Annotated in this window: 17 protein-coding genes; 12 read left to right on the top strand and 5 right to left on the bottom strand. The window is 53.9% G+C overall.

Annotated elements, in window-relative coordinates:
- Nucleotides 1-48: 48 nt before the first annotated feature.
- Both endA and N1689_RS20570 read right to left on the bottom strand, forming a co-directional pair.
- Nucleotides 49-753, bottom strand: a complete 705-nt coding sequence (gene endA, locus N1689_RS20575; protein ID WP_161732640.1) for a deoxyribonuclease I — start codon at nt 751-753, stop codon at nt 49-51.
- Nucleotides 754-829: 76 nt separating this feature from the next.
- The gene (locus tag N1689_RS20570) at nt 830-1,342 is read right to left on the bottom strand and encodes a SprT family zinc-dependent metalloprotease (protein WP_161732638.1); all 513 of its coding nucleotides are present in this window, start codon (nt 1,340-1,342) and stop codon (nt 830-832) included.
- Between the two features lie 210 nt (nt 1,343-1,552).
- On the opposite strand from N1689_RS20570, the gene N1689_RS20565 reads away from it, so the two are divergent.
- Nucleotides 1,553-2,698, top strand: coding sequence for a glycosyltransferase (locus N1689_RS20565; RefSeq protein ID WP_222925007.1), 1,146 nt, complete (start codon nt 1,553-1,555; stop codon nt 2,696-2,698).
- Nucleotides 2,688-3,956 carry an O-antigen ligase gene (locus N1689_RS20560; RefSeq protein WP_237566680.1) on the top strand — a complete coding sequence of 423 codons (1,269 nt, stop codon included), beginning with the start codon at nt 2,688-2,690 and terminating at the stop codon, nt 3,954-3,956. The genes N1689_RS20565 and N1689_RS20560 overlap by 11 nt, the downstream gene beginning before the upstream one ends.
- Nucleotides 3,957-4,035: 79 nt before the next feature.
- Here N1689_RS20560 and N1689_RS20555 read toward each other — a convergent pair whose 3' ends face one another.
- Together N1689_RS20555 and metK are read right to left on the bottom strand one after the other, a co-directional pair.
- Nucleotides 4,036-5,433, bottom strand: a complete 1,398-nt coding sequence (locus N1689_RS20555) for a sugar porter family MFS transporter (protein ID WP_161732634.1) — start codon at nt 5,431-5,433, stop codon at nt 4,036-4,038.
- A 532-nt stretch (nt 5,434-5,965) separates the two neighbouring features.
- Entirely contained in the window at nt 5,966-7,117 is a 1,152-nt protein-coding gene (metK, locus tag N1689_RS20550) for a methionine adenosyltransferase (RefSeq protein WP_010248851.1), read from the bottom strand.
- Nucleotides 7,118-7,960: 843 nt separating this feature from the next.
- Between metK and speA the strand changes: the two genes are divergently transcribed.
- The 3 genes from speA (at nt 7,961) to N1689_RS20535 (ending at nt 11,637) form a co-directional block, all read left to right on the top strand.
- Nucleotides 7,961-9,937 carry a biosynthetic arginine decarboxylase gene (speA, locus tag N1689_RS20545; protein ID WP_161732632.1) on the top strand — a complete coding sequence of 659 codons (1,977 nt, stop codon included), beginning with the start codon at nt 7,961-7,963 and terminating at the stop codon, nt 9,935-9,937.
- Nucleotides 9,938-10,107: 170 nt separating this feature from the next.
- Entirely contained in the window at nt 10,108-11,028 is a 921-nt protein-coding gene (gene speB, locus N1689_RS20540) for an agmatinase (protein ID WP_161732630.1), read from the top strand.
- Nucleotides 11,029-11,226: 198 nt separating this feature from the next.
- The gene (locus tag N1689_RS20535; protein WP_161732628.1) at nt 11,227-11,637 is read left to right on the top strand and encodes a YidB family protein; all 411 of its coding nucleotides are present in this window, start codon (nt 11,227-11,229) and stop codon (nt 11,635-11,637) included.
- Between the two features lie 64 nt (nt 11,638-11,701).
- Here the strand turns inward: N1689_RS20535 and N1689_RS20530 are convergent, their stop codons facing one another.
- Nucleotides 11,702-12,457 carry a M48 family metallopeptidase gene (locus N1689_RS20530; protein WP_161732626.1) on the bottom strand — a complete coding sequence of 252 codons (756 nt, stop codon included), beginning with the start codon at nt 12,455-12,457 and terminating at the stop codon, nt 11,702-11,704.
- A 271-nt stretch (nt 12,458-12,728) separates the two neighbouring features.
- On the opposite strand from N1689_RS20530, the gene tkt reads away from it, so the two are divergent.
- The 7 genes from tkt to N1689_RS20495 all read left to right on the top strand — a co-directional run bounded on the left by tkt (nt 12,729) and on the right by N1689_RS20495 (nt 21,144).
- A complete protein-coding gene (tkt, locus tag N1689_RS20525; RefSeq protein WP_161732624.1) occupies nt 12,729-14,723 on the top strand; it encodes a transketolase in 1,995 nt (664 codons plus the stop codon).
- A gap of 314 nt (nt 14,724-15,037) precedes the next feature.
- On the top strand, nt 15,038-16,057 hold the full coding sequence (epd, locus tag N1689_RS20520) for an erythrose-4-phosphate dehydrogenase (RefSeq protein WP_260060053.1): 1,020 nt from the start codon (nt 15,038-15,040) through the stop codon (nt 16,055-16,057).
- 51 nt (nt 16,058-16,108) lie between these two features.
- Nucleotides 16,109-17,272 carry a phosphoglycerate kinase gene (pgk, locus tag N1689_RS20515; RefSeq protein WP_033733685.1) on the top strand — a complete coding sequence of 388 codons (1,164 nt, stop codon included), beginning with the start codon at nt 16,109-16,111 and terminating at the stop codon, nt 17,270-17,272.
- A gap of 104 nt (nt 17,273-17,376) precedes the next feature.
- Nucleotides 17,377-18,456, top strand: coding sequence for a class II fructose-bisphosphate aldolase (gene fbaA / locus N1689_RS20510; protein WP_013358958.1), 1,080 nt, complete (start codon nt 17,377-17,379; stop codon nt 18,454-18,456).
- Nucleotides 18,457-18,648: 192 nt separating this feature from the next.
- A complete protein-coding gene (gene mscS, locus N1689_RS20505; protein WP_161732618.1) occupies nt 18,649-19,530 on the top strand; it encodes a small-conductance mechanosensitive channel MscS in 882 nt (293 codons plus the stop codon).
- 124 nt (nt 19,531-19,654) lie between these two features.
- Complete coding sequence (argO, locus tag N1689_RS20500; RefSeq protein ID WP_260060052.1) at nt 19,655-20,278, top strand: arginine exporter ArgO; 624 nt, start codon at nt 19,655-19,657, stop codon at nt 20,276-20,278.
- Between the two features lie 143 nt (nt 20,279-20,421).
- Entirely contained in the window at nt 20,422-21,144 is a 723-nt protein-coding gene (locus N1689_RS20495) for an oxidative stress defense protein (RefSeq protein WP_150014177.1), read from the top strand.
- The last annotated feature ends 26 nt before the right edge of the window (nt 21,145-21,170 follow it).

The following is a 21,170-nucleotide window of genomic DNA, read 5'->3' as shown; positions in this document are numbered from 1 at the left end:
GCACTGCAGCGGCGTCATGGGAAAAAAAGCTAGTGTAGGGCAGGGATTTTAGCGCTGGCAAGCCTGCTGCACATAAGGATTGTGATTGCCCTGAACCTTTGCAATGCGCTGATCGCGTTCACACTCCCACTTTGTGACGGGATAGAGCTTGTCCCAGGCGGTAAACAGCTGCGTCTGCTGGCGCGAAATGCGCAGATGGTACTGATCGCGCATGTAGAAATAGGTTCGGGCAATAGCTCCCCGCGCCCGTGCGGGTGGCTCCGCCTGTTTGAGTTTAAAGTCGATCTTCATCTCACACTGGCCGTACTGCTTCTCGCTACCGTTCCATTGACTGTAGGCGAAGTTACCACGGTCACCATTCACTTCACCCACTGCAGGCTGAAGGTTATGCAAATCTGTTTCGATGCGGCGATAGTCGGGGTCCTTGCTGCAGTTTTTGCGGCCTCCGTCCTGCCAGCACTGACGCTGATGACCAAACTCCCAGGCCGGCATCACATGTTCCCACTCAATGCGCCCGGCGCGATTGGCGTTCCTGCGCACCTGATAACCACAGCTGTTGAGATCGGGAATGCCCTTTTTGCCCTGCCACTGAATCTTACAGCCACAGTAGAATGAACCCGGCGCATCGGCGTTAATCGCCGCCGCAAAGGTTTTAGCCTGCTGGAAGTTATTTTGATGATAGTTATTCAGATTAAGGGCGTCAGCGGCAGGTGCAAATAGCAGCGCAACCGCCAGACTTAGTATGCGAGACATATTCCGGATTTCTTCCTGGTACGAAAAAGGGCGGCAGGTTAACAGAATGTGGAATAGGGCGGAATGGGGATTGTTCTCAGGAAGCGACAAACTCGCCTGCGACCAGCAGGCTGCCACAGTGCACGCAGCGATATTCACTTTCTTTACGCAGAACACGATTGTGGCGGCGAACCGTCAGCTGATGCTGCTGGCACTGGCAGCGGTAAGCAAAGGTGTTACTGCGTACGGAGGCGATCTCAAACTGATGGGTGCGCCGTGCCGGAACGCCCAGAACCTGCTCCATCATCCACTTCCACTCTTTGCCGTGTGGTGCGACGCGGCCAAACTGTTTCCACACCAGCAGATGCGCCAGCTCATGCGGCACCACTTCATCGATAAATGTCTGCTGATTTTCCAGCAGCAGCACCGGATTGATGCGGATCTCCCAGGACGCCAGCCAGGCGGTGCCCGCCGCCGTACCGCGCTGCTGGTAAAGCAGCTTCGGTTCCGGATAATGGGTTTTCAGTGCCAGATTTGCACGCTCAAGCGACTGGCGCAATGAGCGCATTACGGCCTGCTGCAGGGCAATGGGGAGACGAGGTGTTTTCATGGCGCTCAGAATAATCGCCGTCGTCCAGGAACTCAACGTTACCCGTGAAAACGACAGCGCAGCGACTATACTCTTTCGCCAGTTTCGATCCATACGATCCACCGCGGGAGAGTGGCCAGGAGTGTCCCTGCTATTGGCTGAAATTTCTGGATTAAATATGGTTACGGCCTTTTTTAGAATATCCTGTTGCTAATGTTCACAGCAGAGTGAATGGATCAGAAGCGGAAAGCACAGTGTACGGACAACGCAATGAAAAATAATAACATCAGGAAACAGCGCATTGTGCTGGTTACCGATCTCATGGCTGGCCGCGGCGGTATGGAGAATGTGACCTGCCAGCTGATTACCGCCCTCAATAAGGAATCCGGAACGGAAGCGGGGCTGTTTATTATCAACAGCGGAGAGGAGAGCCTCTCCCGCGCCTGGACTGCCAACGCCGTTTTATCAGAGAGCGTCTGCACGCTGCGGAATAAGAAAATAAAAAATCTTATTCACACGCTGAGAATGGCCGCCTTCTTTCGTCGTTATCAGCCTGATCATGTTCTGACCCTCAACACCATTCCCTGTCTGATGACGCGCCGGGCCATTACGCTCTCAGGACGTAAAATTATGTTGTCGAGCTGGATGCACCTGCCACCGCGTGAACGCTATCGCCCACATTATCTGCTGCGGGCCGATCACCATTTTGCCATCAGTAAGCAGATTAAAGAGCAGTTGGTGGAGTTAGGTGCACGCGCCACTGACGTGGACGTTATCTACAACCCGATCAGGCGTAATGACGTGGTTATCGGCAGGCCGCAGGGGCTGAAGTTTCTCTATATCGGCCGCGTCCATTTTCAGCGGCAGAAACAGCTTAAAGATCTGTTTGATGCGTTAAAGCATCTGGATGCGCCGTGGACGCTGGAAATTGTCGGGGATGGGGAAGATCTGACGCAATGTCAGCATTACGTGTCGGAACTCGGCATTCAGGATCGTATCACCTGGCATGGCTGGCAGGAGAACGCCTGGGAGTATGTCATCCGCCATATCAGACAGGTCACCTGTCTGCTCATGACCTCGAACTTTGAAGGCTTCCCGCTGATCCTGCTGGAGGCGATGTCACGGGGCGTCTACTGCGTCTCATCCGACTGCATCAGTGGCCCGTCAGAAATTATTCAGAACGGTCTCAATGGTCAGCTCTACCCCACCAATGACAGCATGGCGCTTGCCGCTATTCTCAACGCCATGAGCCGGGATTACCCCTTTCCCGATCATCAGGTTATTAAAGCGAGCATCACCGGTTTTTATGAGGAAAATTATATGAAGCACCTGATGAGTGCATTTAACCGTCTGACTGAGGTTAAGCATGACAAATAAAAGCAGCCGTAATGGATTAACGTTAATGGTTAATGCCTCAGTTGTTGCGCTCTGTCTGGCGCTGTCACTGAATATGTTTGTTTCCGGCCTGCCGCAAAAAATATTTTATCTGGTCTCTTATCTCTCCGTCGCGTCTGTGTTGTATGGCGTAGTGCGCAAGCGAGTAGCGTTTAAAGAGAACGGTTTTTATGTCGTCCTGTTTGCTGTGCTGATTATCTTTGCTCTGATCCGTCTGTTCTGGGCAATACACACAAAGGGGATTGAGACCGCGCCCTCAAACGATGCCATGACCAATATCAGCAACTATCTGCTGGGGGCGAAGCGGCTGTTGCTGGGCGCCTTTGTGCTGCTTAGTCTGGCGATTTATGGCAATCGGGTCTCTGCAACCACGCTGCGTATTGGAAAGGTGTTAATTCTGGTCGGTCTGCTGATTACGCTGGGCTTTGGTATTCATGAGCATCTCTATACCGAGAATATCCGCATTAAGCTCACCACCGAAGCGGCCTCCATGTCCTCCTACATGATTCTGTTTATCTACTGCGCCTGGCTGTGGCTGAGCCGTTACGAGACGCACAGATACTGGAAGATTGCCGACATCGCCGTACTGGCGGTGACCTTTGCCTTGCTCTACCTATGCGGCACCCGCGTAACGCTGATTGCGCTGATTGCCGTGGGGCTGCTGTTCCTGTTGCAGACCTGGCGGCTGTCGCTGCTGACCAACTGGCGGATTAGCGCACTGTTAGTAGGCGTACTGGCGGTGCTGATCCTGATGACCAGTAACCGTTGGGTGGAAGGCGTGCAGGACATTGAGAACTACGGATCAAACAGCTCGACCTCTCTGGGCGCACGTGTCGCGATCTGGGGCGGGGCGGTCAACTTTATTGAGCATCATGGCAGTTTTGCGACGCCGGATGCGCGCACTACCGAGGCGCGTCAGTTCATCATGGCGCACTATCCACTGAATGTTGAAGGCTACACCAACGTTAAATACAACATGCACAATGAGTTTCTGGAAGTAACCACGCTACAGGGCTGGCTGGGTACGCTGTCGCTGGTGCTTCTCTATCTGACTGTGGCTGGCGGCATGCTGAAGAAGTGCGATCTGCGCGGCGTGGCGCTGCCAATGCTGGCACTGTTTATCTGCGGATTAACCGATTCGGTACTGCCGTATAATCAGACCGTCACCATTTTCATTATGGCGCTGGCGCTCTGCTGCATACGTCAGCCATTGCCGGCAGGGCGAGTTAACACGCTGTAATCCTGTATTGAACAAATAAAAACGGCGGGGTTTCCAGAGAAACCCCGCCGTTTTTTTTACCGCGTTTTATCCGGTAATGTTAATCGCGTGAACCGATGTCACGCAGTTTTTTACCTGCCATCAGGTTACGTTCGATGTGCTCCAGCGAGACGTTTTTGGTCTCCGGGATCAGCATCAGCGTCAGCAGAATAAAGAACAGGTTAAGCAGTGCGTAGACCCAGAAGGTGTTCGCGTTGCCCAGCGTATTCAGCATCGTAAGGAAGGTCGCACCCACGATCATGTTTGCGATCCAGTTGGTGGTTGTGGAAACCGTGATACCGAAGTCGCGGCCTTTCAGCGGCTGAATTTCGGAACAGAGTACCCAAATCAACGGACCGGCTGACATCGCAAAACCAACGATGAACATCAGCAGCATACCTACTGCGAAGTACTGCGCGCCCGCAGAGTGGATACCGAAATGCAGCATCGTACCCAGCACGCCCATACCGGCTGCCATCACCATAAAGCCCAGAATCAGCGTAGGTTTACGGCCCCAGCGATCCACCAGACCAATAGCGATGAAGGTGGCCAGTACGTTGACCAGACCCACAATCACCGTGCCCCACATCTGCTGGGTGGTGTTGGTAAAGCCCGCGATTTCGAAGATTTTTGGCGCGTAATACATGATAACGTTCATACCGGTAAACTGCTGCATAACCTGCAACAGGATGCCGAGATAGACCGCACGACGGAAGTGGCTGCTGCTGGTGAACAGACCCCAGCCAGACTGCTTGACCTTCAGACTTTCACGAATCTCTTCCAGCTCACGTTTTGCCTGCTCACTGGTATCACGCAGACGATCCAGTACACGTTGCGCATCGCGGAAGTTGCCTCGCGCCGCCAGCCAGCGTGGGCTGTTTGGCAGGAAGAAAACACCAACCAGCAGCAGCAGTGCCGGAATGGTGATAATGCCCAGCATCCAGCGCCAGTTGCCGGTAAAGCTGAAGGCGGTATCAGTAAGGTAAGCACCCAGAATACCGATGGTGATCATCAGCTGGTAAAGCGAAATCATACTGCCGCGAATTTTTTCCGGAGCGATCTCAGAAAGATAAAGCGGGGCAGTATAAGAGGCGATACCCACTGCCAGGCCCAGCAGAACGCGGGCGCTGATCAGCATTTCCGGGTTCGGCGACATTGCCGACCAGAGTGAACCGATAACGAACAGAATCGCACCGGCCATCAGGCTTTTTTTACGCCCCAGGCGGGAAGACATCCAGCCGCTGCCGATAGCACCGACCGCCGCACCAAACATCATGGAACTGACGATCCACTCCTGCTGATGAGGAGTAACGTTAAAGTCCTTTGCGATAAACGGCAGGGCACCGGCGATAACGCCGATATCCAGGCCGAACAGCAGTCCCGCAAGGGCCGCCAGAAAGCAGACAAATAAGGTCATCGCCTTATTTGAAGTTCTGCTTTTGTGTGTATTGCCAGGCATGGGAGCCTCCAGGTTTATCCATCATTGTTTTTATCAATGTTAAAAAACCTTTTGCGGGAAAAAAGTGAGTCTGATCACATCAGTGTAATCGCTTACACACGCTGAAACCCTGAAATTCAGCATATTTTTCCCGGAAAGATTAATTAACCAGTGAGGTATAGCACTCATTAAGTTTCTGACAATGCTCTATTTAGTGGCTATCAGACGACGCTGAAAATAACGCATTTTCAGCATAATAACTACGTGCGTTAATTCCTAAATATCAGAAAAACAAAGCATTTCAATTTGTAATCGTTAACATTTTGTCGTCAGAAAAAGCGAAAGGAAGTGTAGCTGAGAATGGAAAATTTGCTTCAGAGTGAAGGAGATGCCGGGCAGATTTATTTTTATAACGTCTGAAGGTCGCCGGGAACTGCGCGAATATGGCGTTCAGTCTGCGTGCGTGAGAAAAAATTCTCTGGTCAGCTGTGGGGCTGAAAAGGCGATAAAAAACCCCGCCGCAGGGGCAGGGTTTTATTAGCAGTCGCTGATCTTACAGGCCAGCTGCTTCACGCAGCAGGGCTGCTTTGTCGGTTTTTTCCCACGGGAAATGTTCGCGACCAAAGTGACCGTAAGCGGCGGTCTCTTTATAGATTGGGTGCAGCAGATCCAGCATCTGAATCAGACCATATGGACGCAGGTCGAAGAACTCACGTACCAGCAGCGTCAGCTGTTCGGTAGAGATTTTCTCAGTGCCGAAAGTTTCCACCATGATGGAGGTCGGTTCAGCCACGCCGATAGCGTAGGAGACCTGGATTTCACAACGGTCAGCCAGACCGGCAGCCACGATGTTTTTCGCCACGTAACGCGCTGCATAGGCTGCAGAGCGGTCAACTTTTGACGGATCTTTACCCGAGAACGCACCGCCACCGTGACGCGCCATGCCGCCGTAGGTGTCCACAATGATTTTACGACCGGTCAGACCGCAATCGCCCATCGGGCCGCCGATCACAAAGCGACCGGTTGGGTTGATGTGATATTTGGTTGAGGCGCTCAGCCATTCTGCTGGCAGAACCGGCTTGATGATCTCTTCCATCACCGCTTCCTGCAGATCTTTCTGGCTGATGGATTCTGCGTGCTGGGTAGAGAGCACGACGGCATCGATGCCGACGATTTTGCCATCGTCATACTGGAAAGTGACCTGGCTCTTGGCATCCGGACGCAGCCACGGCAATGTGCCGTTTTTACGCACTTCAGCCTGACGCTGCACCAGACGGTGCGCATAGGTCACCGGCGCAGGCATCAGCACATCTGTTTCGTTGGTGGCATAGCCGAACATCAGGCCCTGGTCGCCCGCGCCCTGTTCCAGTGGATCGGTACGGTCAACGCCCTGATTGATATCCTGAGACTGTTTACCAATCGCGCTTAATACCGCACAGGAGTTGGCATCAAAGCCCATATCGGAATGAACATAGCCGATTTCACGTACGGTTTTACGGGTGATCTCTTCGATATCGACCCAGGCGCTGGTGGTGATTTCACCGCCAACCAGCACCATACCGGTTTTAACGTAAGTTTCGCAGGCCACGCGCGCTTTCGGATCCTGTTCAAGGATTGCATCCAGCACAGCATCGGAGATCTGGTCGGCGATTTTATCGGGATGTCCTTCTGATACGGACTCGGACGTAAAAAGGTGTTTAGCCATTCTGTTCTTTACCTTAAATATGGTTTGAGTACGACTGCATAGCGCCAGTGAGGTTGTCTGACCTGACGCCCCTTCAGGCAAAGCCGCGAGCAGTGAGGTTGTGTCAGCACAGCGGGCCAACACCGCCTGGATAGTAACCTGTTTAGATGGAAAACCATCTGGACGGCTATTTTAGGATAGAGGGGAAACCAATTACCAGCCCTTTTTCTGTTTCAGCATTTAACCTGTTAGCGTTATCGACATAATTTGCTGACACTTCACGCAATTCCCGGATAATCTTTTTGCATTTTAGAGCCGTAAACGGTATAAAACGCCGCTGCTTCGAGAGCAGCAGCAAGAATGACGCTACTCTTTGCGTCGCGCCTGTCGGACTCTGATCTGGCTTTCACCCAGGTTGTTTTCCATGTGCCACTGGCATATGCGGAGGTGATACAAGTAATGAACCACGCTTTTTCTCTTTCCGGTTCTCTGCGCTGCGGCGTGGCGCTGGCTCTCTCCCGCTTCCCATCTGTTTCTCTTTTCTGCCGACACAACGTCCGATGCGGTAATTTTACCGACACAGGCGCCGGCTAATCTTTATCTCTGCTCAAGCGATTTTGTCTCTTCTCTGCGCCCGCGCAGCGGAACGACACAGATTATCCATGGTCAATAGTGATCGGTTAAATGTTCTCTGTTTCAACGGAGATGGCCAGGGTGTTTTACACTTAACTCTCATGCGTGAATCGCGCTGACGGCGATGTCAGGTGAACAGGACAGTGCATTTAATGTGGCAACAGGTTTTCAGATTAGCGGCCATAAAGCCGGTTAACAGTTCTATCTTTCAACGGAAAATTGAGGTTCGCGATGTCTGACGACATGAAGAATATCAAAGGTTCGTCAGCTGGCGAACAGGGTACACTCCGCTCCATGCAGGAGGTTGCAATGAACGATCAGGATGCGAGCAAAATGTTGCGTACGTACAACATCGCCTGGTGGGGCAACAACTATTACGACGTTAACGAACTGGGCCACATCAGTGTCTGCCCCGATCCGGATCGTCCGGATGTGCGCGTCGATTTAGCCCGCCTGGTGAAAGAGCGCGAAGCCCAGGGTCAGCGTCTGCCTGCCTTATTCTGCTTCCCGCAGATCCTGCAGCATCGTCTGCGTTCGATTAACGCCGCCTTTAAACGTGCACGTGAATCCTACGGTTACAAGGGCGACTACTTCCTGGTTTACCCGATTAAAGTTAACCAGCATAAACGCGTGATTGAGTCGCTGATCCACTGTGGCGAGCCGCTTGGGCTGGAAGCAGGTTCCAAAGCAGAGCTGATGGCGGTGCTGGCGCACGCCGGACAGACCCGCTCGGTGATCGTCTGTAACGGCTATAAAGACCGTGAATATATTCGTCTGGCGCTGATCGGCGAGAAGATGGGCCACAAGGTCTATCTGGTGCTTGAGAAGATGACAGAAGTACGGTTGGTGCTGGAAGAAGCGGAGCGTCTGAATGTGGTGCCGCGTCTCGGTATCCGTGCGCGTCTGGCTTCACAGGGCTCCGGTAAATGGCAGTCGAGCGGCGGCGAAAAGTCGAAGTTTGGTCTGTCCGCGACCCAGGTGCTGAAGCTGGTTGAGATCATGCGTGAAGCAGGTCGCATCGACAGCCTGCAGCTGCTGCACTTCCATCTGGGTTCGCAGATGTCCAACATCCGCGACATCGCCACCGGTGTGCGCGAGTCGGCGCGCTTCTACGTCGAACTGGCGAAGCTGGGCGTCAACATCAAATGTTTCGACGTCGGCGGCGGTCTGGGCGTCGATTACGAAGGCACACGCTCGCAGTCTGACTGCTCGGTCAACTATGGCCTGAATGAGTACGCTAACAATGTGATCTGGGCGATTGGCGCTGCCTGTGATGAGCACGGTCTGGACCATCCGACGGTGATCACTGAGTCCGGTCGTGCCGTGACCGCGCACCATACGGTGCTGGTCTCCAACATCATCGGTGTGGAGCGTAACGAGTTCAGCGAACCCGAAACGCCGGATGCGGATGCGCCGCGCCCGATCCTCAGCATGTGGGAAACCTGGCAGGAGATGCACGAGCCGGACACCCGTCGTTCGCTGCGTGAATGGCTGCATGACAGCCAGATGGATCTGTCTGATATTCACACAGGCTATGCGTCCGGCACTTACGATCTCAAACAGCGTTCATGGGCTGAGCAGCTCTATCTGAGCATCTGTCACTACATTCAGCAGCATCTTGATCCCAGCAACCGTGCGCACCGTCCGATCATTGACGAACTGCAGGAGCGGATGGCGGATAAGATCTACGTTAACTTCTCGCTGTTCCAGTCAATGCCGGATGCATGGGGTATCGATCAGCTGTTCCCGGTCCTGCCGCTGGAAGGGCTGAACAAGAAACCAGAGCGCCGCGCCGTGTTGCTCGACATCACCTGTGACTCTGATGGCACCATCGATCACTACGTCGATGGCGACGGTATCGCCACCACTATGCCGATGCCGCAATATGATGTTGATAACCCGCCGATGCTGGGCTTCTTTATGGTGGGTGCTTATCAGGAAATCCTGGGCAACATGCACAACCTGTTCGGTGACACCGAGGCGGTGGATGTTTACGCGCGCGAAAATGGCGAAGTAGAAGTGCAGCTTTCTGATGAAGGCGACACCGTGGCTGATATGCTGCGTTACGTGCAGCTGGATCCTAACGAGCTGATGGCGCTGTTCCGCAATCAGGTGCAGGCGTCCGATCTTGACGACGAGCTGCGCGCGCAGTTCCTGGAAGAGTTTGAGAGCGGCCTCTACGGATACACCTATTTGGAAGATGAGTAACCGGCCCCGGCAGCCCGTAATCGCATATTGCAGTTGCCGTTAACTATGTCGATAATCTGAACCACTCAATCCCTTCCTCGTCGGGCCTAACGACGCGGAGGGGATTTTTTTCATCTCAACCTTAATGGCTTGCGGGCCTGGCCCGACTTACGCACATAGAGAGAGCAATTATGTATAACACGCTTGGCAATCAGTACGACAACTCCCTGGTTTCTAACGCCTTTGGCTTCATGCGTTTTCCGCTGAATTTCCAGCCTTACGACAGCGACGCCGAGTGGGTTATCACCGGCGTGCCGTTTGATGCCGCCACTTCCGGTCGTCCGGGCAGCCGCCTCGGTCCGGGCGCAATCCGCCAGATCTCTACTAATCTGGCCTGGGAAGGCTGCCGCTGGCCGTGGGATTTCGATCTGCGTCAGCGTCTGAACGTCGTCGACTGTGGCGATTTGGTTTACGCCTTCGGCGACTCGCAGGATCTCTCAGACAAGTTACAGGCCCATGCTGAAAAACTGCTGGCCAATGGCAAGCGCATGATGACCTTTGGCGGTGACCACTACGTCACGCTGCCCCTGCTGCGCGCTCATGCAAAACACTTTGGCAAGATGGCGCTGGTGCATTTTGATGCCCATACCGACACCTACTCCAACGGCCCGACCTTTGACCACGGCACCATGTTCTTTACCGCGCCGAAAGAAGGCCTGATTGATCCACAGCATTCCGTGCAGATTGGTATCCGTACCGAGTTCGACAAGAGCCTGGGCTTCAACGTGCTGGATGCGGCACAGGTCAATGACCGCAGCGTTGACGATATCCTCGCCGAAGTAAAACGCACCGTCGGCGATCTGCCTGTTTATCTGACCTTCGATATCGACTGTCTGGACCCGGCCCATGCGCCTGGCACCGGCACACCGGTCATTGGCGGCCTGACCACTGATAAAGCGACCAAGCTGATTCGTGGCCTGCAGGGCATGAACATTGTTGGCATGGATCTGGTAGAAGTGGCACCGGGTTACGATCATGCGGATCTGACTGCACTGGCGGCGGCGACGCTGGCGCTGGATATGCTGCATGTTCAGGCTGCGAACAAAGGCTAATTCCGTCTCTGATAAGAGAAGCCTGCCGGGTTTGCCTGGCTGGCATTGCGCCGCTAAGTGAGGCGGCGCAATGCCAACAACTCTGCCCATCCGCTTTTCGCCTTCAGCTTGTCCCCCTTTGATAGCGCACGCACATCAGGCGTAACCGCGCATCAGCAACTAAACTGACGGATATCAATTCTCAACGTGGAGGCAATTATGGGCTTTCTGGATGAACTGGCGGGAGCGCTGCAGGGCAACCAGAGTGACGGGCATCTGCCCGGACAGTTGCAGGCGGTCTGGCACTGGGTACAGGAGCAGGGCGGCATCGAAGTGCTGCTGCAAAAATTCCAGCAGGGCGGGCTGGGTGAGGTATTTGGTTCGTGGATCGGCACCGGGACGAATCAGCCGGTAGAACACAGCGACATCCACACAGCGTTTGGTGAGGCGGAACTGCAGTCACTGGCAGATAAGCTGGGAACCGACGTGAAGGGCGCCGCAGGCACGCTGGCGGTTATTCTGCCGCAGCTGATCGATAAGATGTCACCTCAGGGGCACATGGATGAAGCATCGCTGCACGAGAACAAACTCGATTTAGGTTCGATGGTGGATCAGATATTCAAGCGTTAGGTCAGTGATGTTGACCTGATACGCCTTACAGGCGCATGCACCGTACATGCGCCTGACGTCTCTATTACTTCGCGTCAGCGGCAATACGCTCACGGATGTGCCCGGCGCGCGCTTCAGAAGCAGGGTGCGAGTCAAACATCGAACTCTGACGTCCCTGTTCCAGTTTCGCCAGTTTCTCAAAGCTGGTCACCAGGCCTTCCGGATTGATATTGCGCTTCTTCATCAAATCGTAGGAGTAGTCATCCGCCTGCGATTCCTGCGTCTGTGAGAACTGTGCATTTACCAGTTTTTCACCCATTTCACCCAGCTGCGACTGAGACAGTGAACCGATCACGCCGCCCACGGAGGCCGCTGCCGTGCGGGCTGCGGTCGTGGCATACGCCAGCTGCATTGCCTTGCGCGTATGACCTAACGCCACGTGACCCATCTCATGGCCCAGGACGCCTTCCACTTCATTATCGGTCATCATATCCATCAGGCCGCTGTAAACGCGGATACAGCCGTTTGCCATTGCCCAGGCGTTGACATCTTTGGTCTGATAAACCTTATAGTTCGCCGGAACGCCGTTGATGTTGTCGCCCAGCGCGGCGGCGATCTTGTTCAGGCGCTGCTGATACTCACTGCCTGCAGGCGCAACCTGATTATCTTTGTCCATCTGCTCACAGGATTTATCACTGAGCTGCTTAACCTGATCGTCGCTCAGGGAATAAGCCTGATACGCCTGCGCGCCCGACTGCATCAGCGCATTATTGTCTAAACCCTGACAGCCGCTGAGCAGCGTTGCCAGCCCAAGCGCTAACACCGTTTTCTGGATTTTCATGCTCTATCCCATTCATAACAAGGTAAGAAAAACAAACACCTGAAACTCACTCAGGTGAATAAACGATTTGGTTATAGCGTGCCAGTCTGCACTTTGCTAGCAGAGTTGGCCGGAAAAGCCATACGAAGCGGTTACATTTAGCGTTTTACAGCATGTACTTTTGCCCCGATTTTCATGTACATTGATGGGCAACTTTTTCCTTGTTTTGCCCACTAACTCATTAATAACAATGGGTTAAGGCGCGAAGCATTAATCCGACCTGGAGTAGAAAATGCCCTCTCGTAAAGAGCTTGCCAACGCCATTCGTGCGTTAAGTATGGATGCAGTACAGAAAGCGAAATCGGGACATCCGGGTGCCCCAATGGGCATGGCGGACATCGCTGAAGTACTCTGGCGCGGCTACCTGAACCACAACCCAACCAACCCGCTGTGGGCCGACCGCGACCGTTTCGTCCTCTCTAACGGCCACGGCTCCATGCTGATCTACAGCCTGCTGCACCTGACCGGCTACGATCTGCCACTGAGTGAACTGGAAAACTTCCGCCAGCTGCACTCAAAAACTCCAGGTCATCCGGAATATGGCTACACCGTGGGCGTTGAAACCACTACCGGCCCGCTGGGGCAGGGCATCGCAAACGCAGTCGGCTTCGCCATTGCAGAGCGCACGCTGGCCGCACAGTTCAACCGTCCGGGTCATGACATCGTAGACCACAACACCTATGTCTTCATGGGTGATGGCTGCATGATGGAAGGTATCTCGCACGAAGTCTGCTCGCTGGCGGGTACGCTGAAGCTGGGCAAACTGGTTGCGTTCTATGATGACAACGGCATCTCTATCGACGGTCACATTGATGGCTGGTTCACCGATGACACCGCGAAGCGCTTTGAAGCGTACGGCTGGCACGTGGTGCGCGGCGTTGATGGTCACGATGCGGATGCGATTGCTAAAGCGATCGACGAAGCGAAAAGCGTCAGCGACAAGCCTTCATTGCTGATGTGCAAAACCGTTATCGGCTTTGGTTCACCCAACAAAGCAGGTACGCATGATTCACACGGCGCACCGCTGGGTGATGATGAAGTGGCTCTGACCCGCAAACAGCTGGGCTGGAACCACGCACCATTCGTTATTCCTTCTGACATCTACGCTGAGTGGGACGCGAAAGAAGCGGGCCAGGCGAAAGAATCTGCATGGGATAAGAAATTCGCTGCGTATGCGCAGGCACATCCTGAACTGGCTGCCGAGTTTAAACGTCGCGTCAGCAACGAACTGCCCGCTAACTGGCAGGAAGAGTCGCAGAAGTTCGTTGAGCAGCTGCAGGCGAACCCGGCGAAGATCGCCAGCCGTAAAGCCTCACAGAACGCAATCGAAGCCTTTGGTAAAATTCTGCCGGAATACCTGGGTGGCTCAGCCGACCTGGCACCAAGTAACCTGACTATCTGGTCTGGCTCTAAGCCGATCAACGAAGATGCGGCGGGTAACTACATCCATTACGGTGTGCGCGAGTTCGGTATGACCGCTATCGCTAATGGCCTGGCGCTGCACGGCGGCTTCCTGCCGTATACCGCCACCTTCCTGATGTTCGTTGAATATGCGCGTAATGCAGCGCGTATGGCGGCACTGATGAAGATCCGTCAGATCATGGTCTACACGCACGACTCTATCGGTCTGGGCGAAGACGGTCCGACGCATCAGCCAGTGGAGCAGATGGCGAGCCTGCGTACCACACCAAACATGAGCCTGTGGCGTCCCTGTGACCAGGTTGAATCCGCCGTGGCGTGGAAATATGCCATTGAGCGTAAAGATGGCCCGACGGCACTGATTTTCTCTCGTCAGAACCTGGCGCAGCAGGAACGTGACGCTGCGCAGCTGGCTAACGTGGCACGTGGCGGTTATGTGCTGAAAGATTGCGACGGCACACCTGAGCTGATCCTGATCGCCACCGGTTCAGAAGTTGAACTGGCTGTCGGTGCATGGGACAAACTCACCAGCGAAGGCCGCAAAGTGCGCGTGGTCTCTATGCCGTCAACGGATGCTTTCGACAAGCAGAGCGATGAATACCGCGAATCTGTACTGCCGAAAGCGATCAGCGCGCGCGTCGCTATCGAAGCGGGCATTGCGGATTACTGGTTCAAATACACTGGCTTGAACGGCGCTATCGTGGGTATGACCAGCTTCGGCGAATCTGCGCCTGCGGATCAGCTGTTTGAACTGTTTGGCTTCACCGTTGACAACGTGGTCGCGAAAGCGAAGGCACTGCTGGCGTAAAAACCGCCCGGGCGGGTCTGTTCCCGTCTGGCAGCGAAATAAGAGGGACGAAATTTTCATCCCTCTTATTTATTATTCCTCCAGTAATAACTGACAATGGCTCGAATTTGTGACGCAGATCCAAATTTAAGCAGTCAGATTGATCACAATCATTCCTGTTATTCCTTCCTTCTATTATTGTGGCTGAACCGTTTCAGTTGCCGTGCAGACCGCCCTGATTTCGGACAATGCCGGGTAAGAATCTCCTGTACAAAATGCAGTGAAACGCTCAGGCTAACGGCACGTTTTTTTCAGTCTGACGTGGCAGGAGAGAAATGACGGTACGGGTAGCGATAAATGGTTTTGGCCGGATTGGACGCAACGTCCTGCGCGCGCTCTATGAAACGGGCCGACGTGCAGAGATTACTGTGGTCGCCATTAACGAGCTGGCAGAAGCCATCGGTATGGCACACCTGCTGAAGTACGATACCAGTCATGGCCGTTTTGCTTTCGATGTCCGTCAGGAGCGCGATGTGATGTGGGTGGGGGGGGATACCCTGCGTATTTTGCACCGTGCAGACATTACCGATTTGCCCTGGCGTGAACTCGACGTGGATGTGGTGCTGGACTGCACCGGCGTCTATGGCTCGCGGGCTGATGGCGAAGCGCATCTGCAGGCGGGCGCTAAAAAAGTGCTGTTCTCTCATCCCGGTGGCAACGATCTCGACGCCACGGTGGTGTATGGTGTTAACCAGCAGGCACTGACCGCCAGCGACCGCATCGTTTCCAACGCCTCCTGTACGACGAACTGCATTATTCCGGTGATTAAGCTGCTGGATGATGCGTTTGGAATCGAATCCGGTACCGTCACTACGATCCACTCGGCGATGCACGATCAGCAGGTGATCGACGCCTATCACAGCGATCTGCGCCGCACACGCGCAGCCAGTCAGTCGATCATTCCAGTGGATACGCGTCTGGCGGCCGGCATTACCCGTATTTTTCCGAAATTCAACGATCGCTTTGAGGCAATAGCCGTTCGCGTCCCGACGATTAACGTGACGGCCATTGATCTCAGCGTTTCTGTGCATAACGCGGTGACAGCGTGTGATGTTAACACCCTGTTGCGGAGCGCGGCAGAAGGGGCATTTCGTGGTATAGTTGACTATACGGAATTACCGTTAGTCTCAGTAGATTTTAACCATGATCCGCACAGTGCCATTGTGGATGGAACACAAACGCGGGTCAGCGGTCAACACCTTATCAAGACCCTGGTCTGGTGTGACAACGAATGGGGCTTTGCTAACCGAATGCTCGACACGACGTTAGCGATGGCCGCAAGCGGTTTCAGGTAAGACGCGGTTTGCGTCTGGCAAAACTTATGAGAATCAACGAGAGGGTTCACCATGTCTGTAATTAAGATGACCGATCTGGATCTGGCTGGCAAACGCGTTCTGATCCGTGCCGATCTGAACGTACCAGTTAAAGAAGGTAAAGTGACGTCTGATGCACGTATCCGTGCTTCTCTGCCAACCATTGAAGCGGCGTTGAAACAGGGCGCGAAAGTAATGGTTACCTCCCACCTGGGTCGTCCGACCGAAGGTGAGTACAACGAAGAGTTCTCGCTGCTGCCGGTAGTTAACTACCTGAAAGAGAAGCTGAGCGGCACCAATGTGACCCTGGCAAAAGATTACCTCGATGGTGTTGAAGTCGGCGCTGGCGAACTGGTGGTGCTGGAAAACGTTCGCTTTAACAAAGGCGAAAAGAAAGACGACGAAGCGCTGTCTAAAAAATATGCTGCGCTGTGCGACGTATTTGTGATGGACGCCTTTGGTACTGCGCACCGTGCGCAGGCGTCTACCCACGGCGTCGGCAAATTTGCCCCTATCGCCTGTGCTGGCCCGCTGCTCTCTGCGGAACTGGAAGCGCTGGGTAAAGTCATGAGCAACCCGGAGCGTCCGCTGGTGGCTGTCGTTGGCGGTTCTAAAGTCTCTACCAAATTTGACGTGCTGCAGTCTCTGGTCAAAATCGCGGACACCGTGATTGTGGGCGGCGGCATCGCGAACACCTTCGTTGCTATCGACAACAAAGTCGGTAAATCACTCTATGAACCCGACTTCGTTGAAGCAGCCAAAGGCCTGCGTGATCAGCACGGCATCCCGGTTCCGACTGACTCACGCGTCGGCACAGAATTCTCTGAAACTGCGCCAGCGACCGTGAAAAAGGTTTCGGAAGTGGCGGATAACGAAGAGATTATGGACTTCGGTGACGAAACTGCACAGGCAATGGCTGCTATCCTGAAGGATGCTAAAACCATTCTGTGGAACGGCCCGGTGGGCGTATTTGAGTTCCCTAACTTCCGTAAAGGCACCGAGATCGTGGCTAACGCCATTGCAGACAGCGATGCCTTCTCTGTTGCTGGCGGCGGCGATACCTTAGCGGCTATCGACCTGTTCGGCATTGAAGACAAAATTTCCTACATCTCTACCGGCGGCGGCGCGTTCCTTGAGTTCGTGGAAGGCAAAAAACTGCCTGCAGTTGCTATGCTGGAAGAGCGTGCTAAGCAGTAATCCTTTGGGGGCGATGCCCGTGGCATCGCCTGAAGTCTTGCCCGTCTGGGCGTTTAAATCGACGTTCCTCAAGGGGAACAACGGTCACGAAACAGGACACAATCATGTCTAAAATTTTTGATTTCGTAAAACCCGGCGTTGTCACTGGTGATGACGTACAGAAGATCTTCAAAGTTGCGAAAGAGAACAAATTCGCACTGCCAGCCGTAAACTGCGTCGGCACCGACTCTATCAATGCCGCACTGGAAGCCGCTGCGAAAGTTAAAGCGCCAATCATTATCCAGTTCTCTAACGGCGGTGCTGCATTTATCGCGGGTAAAGGCTTCAAGACTGATAAACCACAGGGCGCGGCCATTTTCGGCGCTATCGCGGGTGCACACCATGTTCACCTGATGGCTGAGCAGTATGGTGTGCCGGTTATCCTGCACACTGACCACTGTGCCAAGAAACTGCTGCCATGGATCGACGGTCTGCTGGACGCAGGTGAAGAGTATTTCCAGAAAAACGGTAAACCACTGTTCTCTTCTCATATGATCGATCTGTCAGAAGAGTCTCTGGAAGAGAACATCGAGATCAGCAGCAAATACCTGGCGCGCATGGCGAAACTGGACATGACGCTGGAAATCGAACTGGGCTGCACCGGTGGTGAAGAAGATGGCGTGGATAACAGCCACATGGACGCATCTGCGCTCTACACCCAGCCAGAAGATGTAAACTACGCGTACGAAAAACTGCATGCGATTAGCCCGCGCTTCACCATTGCGGCCTCATTCGGTAACGTGCACGGCGTTTACAAACCAGGTAACGTGAAACTGACCCCAACCATTCTGCGTGATTCGCAGAAATATGTGTGTGAAAAACATGGCCTGCCGCACAACGCGCTGGACTTCGTTTTCCACGGCGGTTCAGGTTCTTCAGCTGCAGAAATTGAAGAGTCTATCAGCTACGGCGTGATCAAGATGAACATCGATACCGACACCCAGTGGGCAACCTGGGACGGCATCCTGCAGTACTACAAAAAGAACGAAGGCTATCTGCAGTCGCAGCTGGGTAACCCGGAAGGCGACGACAAGCCAAACAAAAAATACTACGACCCACGCGTCTGGCTGCGTTCTGCCCAGGCCTCTATGGTCGTGCGTCTGGAGCAGGCTTTCAAAGAGCTGAACGCTGTCGACGTGCTGTAACTGACATACAGTTATCGTACAAAAAAGGCCCGAAAGGGCCTTTTTTTTGACCTTTTTTTGTCAGGTTTGTGTCAAAAGCCATGCAGGTTTGGCACACCGCCATTTATTGTTTACCCTTTTGTCAGGGATTGTCAGAGCGGTTCTGACAATGTGTTGTTATTTCCCCGGGAAATTTGATTACAGGATGGTTCCATGCAGGATACGGGTATGTTTGATGAGCTCAACAACGCGGGTAACTGGATAGTACGCAATCAGGAGCTGCTGATTAGCTATGCGGTAAACATTGTCGCAGCTATTGCGATTATCTTTGTGGGGATGATGATTGCACGCATCATCTCTAACACCGTTAATCGTCTGCTGCGCGCGCGTCATATTGATACGACCGTTGCTGATTTTCTGTCGGCGCTGGTGCGCTACGGTATTATCGCCTTCACGCTTATCGCGGCACTTGGGCGCATTGGTGTCCAGACAACCTCGGTCATCGCCATCCTTGGTGCAGCCGGTCTGGCTGTCGGTCTGGCATTAAAAGACTCCCTGTCAAACCTTGCTGCGGGCGTACTGCTGGTGATTTTCCGTCACTTCCGTGCCGGTGAGTTCGTTGATCTGGGTGGGATCATGGGTACGGTAATGAACGTGCAGATCTTCTCCACCACGCTCAAATCAGCCGACGGCAAGCGAGTGGTGGTGCCTAACGGTAAAATTCTTGCCGGAAACATCGTTAACTTCTCGCGTGAGCCGGTTCGCCGTAATGAATTTATCATTGGCGTCTCTTACGATGCTGATGTTGATGAGGTTCTGACGCTGTTGCGTGAAGTGGTCGACGCTGACAGTCGTGTATTGCAGGATAAAGGCGTGCAGGTTGGTCTGAATGAGCTGGCCGCTTCCTCCATGAACTTTGTGGTGCGCTGCTGGAGCAACAGCGGCGATCTGCAGGACGTCTACTGGGACCTGCTGAAGAACTTTAAGCGTGCGCTGGATGGCAAAGGGATTGGTATTCCTTATCCGCAGATGGATGTGCATCTGCACCGTGTCAGACAGTCAGACGCAACTACGCCAGAGACTCAGCCACAGTAATCTTTCAGTGGGCGGCTTCTGTCGCCCATTCATTTTGCTAATCGCAGATTAATTCTTTCAATTTCCGCTAATCATCCTCTCTCTTTATACTTCTCCTCCTCTAACGATGTGAGGAAATAATCCTGTGTTATCTCTCTATTTTCAGGGGCTTGCCCTTGGCGCCGCGCTGATTCTGCCGCTGGGCCCGCAGAACGCTTTTGTGATGAATCAGGGGGTAAAGCGTCAGTATCATCTGATGACGGCAGCCCTCTGCTCGCTGAGTGATATTCTGCTGATCTGCGGTGGGATCTTTGGCGGCAGCGCCTTGCTGAGCCAGTCTCCACTGCTGCTGATGGTGATCACCTGGGCGGGTGTAGCCTTTCTGTTGTGGTATGGCTGGGGCGCATTGCGTAACGCTTTTCGCAGCGACGCCGATCTGTCGGATGGTGAGCCATTAAAGCAGAGCAGGGGACGCATTATCGCGACGCTGCTGGCAGTGACCTGGCTCAATCCGCACGTCTATCTCGATACCTTTGTGGTGCTGGGCAGTCTTGGCGGTCAGTTGCCGACCACCACCGCGCGTCAGTGGTTTGCGCTGGGCACCATCAGTGCGTCGATCCTGTGGTTCTTTGGTCTGGCGCTGCTGGCCGCCTGGCTGTCACCACGCCTGCGCACCGCCAAAGCCCAGCGCATCATTAACCTGCTGGTGGGCGCGGTGATGTGGTTTATCGCCCTGCAACTGGCGCGCCAGGGCATTGCCGGATTTTGATCCCAGCGTCGATCCGGTGCGGTTATTGCCGCGCGGAGGCCGAACTTTTGCCATAATGACCACTCAAAGCATGGCGCATACCGATGCGCTGTTGGGCTTCGCCGGTTGGAAGCCGTCATAGTACCTTTTCAAGGAGGACTTTCATGAAACTGAAAGCATTGGCTCTGGCCGCAATCATGAGCGCCGGGGCATTGCCTGGCGTCTACGCTGATGAGTTACCGAACGGACCGCACGTGGTGACCTCAGGCAAGGCAACGGTCGATGCCCGTCCCGATATTGCGACGCTCTCTATCGTGGTGAACGTGTCGTCTAAAGATGCCGCAGATGCGAAAAAGCAGGCGGATAGCCGGGTTGCGCAATATTTCGATTTTCTGCAGAAAAACGGCATTGAGAAGAAAGATATCGATGCAGCTAACCTGAGCACACAGCCTGAGTACGATTACACCAAAGAGGGTAAATCGGTACTGAAAGGCTACCGCGCGGTGCGTCAGGTACAGGTCACCCTGCGTCAGCTGGATAAGCTGAACGATCTGCTGGACGGGGCGCTGAAGTCCGGTCTGAATGAGGTACGCAGCGTCGAGTTAGGCGTGGCAAACCCGGAAAGTTACAAAGAGCAGGCGCGTAAAGCCGCGATTAAAAACGCGACTCAGCAGGCATCACAGCTGGCTGAAGGCTTCAACGCGAAGCTGGGATCCATCTACAGCATTCGTTATCAGGTTGCCAACTATCAGCCGATGCCAATGAACCGCATGTATAAAGCGGCTGCCGCGGCGGATACGTCGGCGCAGGAAACCTATGATCAGCAGAGCATCAACTTTGACGATCAGGTGGATGTGGTGTTTGAGCTCAAGCCCAACACGCCATAATGCAAAACGGGGCTGATGCCCCGTTT

Source organism: Pantoea sp. XY16 (assembly GCF_025153065.1).
Lineage (GTDB): Bacteria > Pseudomonadota > Gammaproteobacteria > Enterobacterales > Enterobacteriaceae > Pantoea > Pantoea alfalfae.
This window is presented reverse-complemented; position numbering and strand designations above follow the sequence as displayed.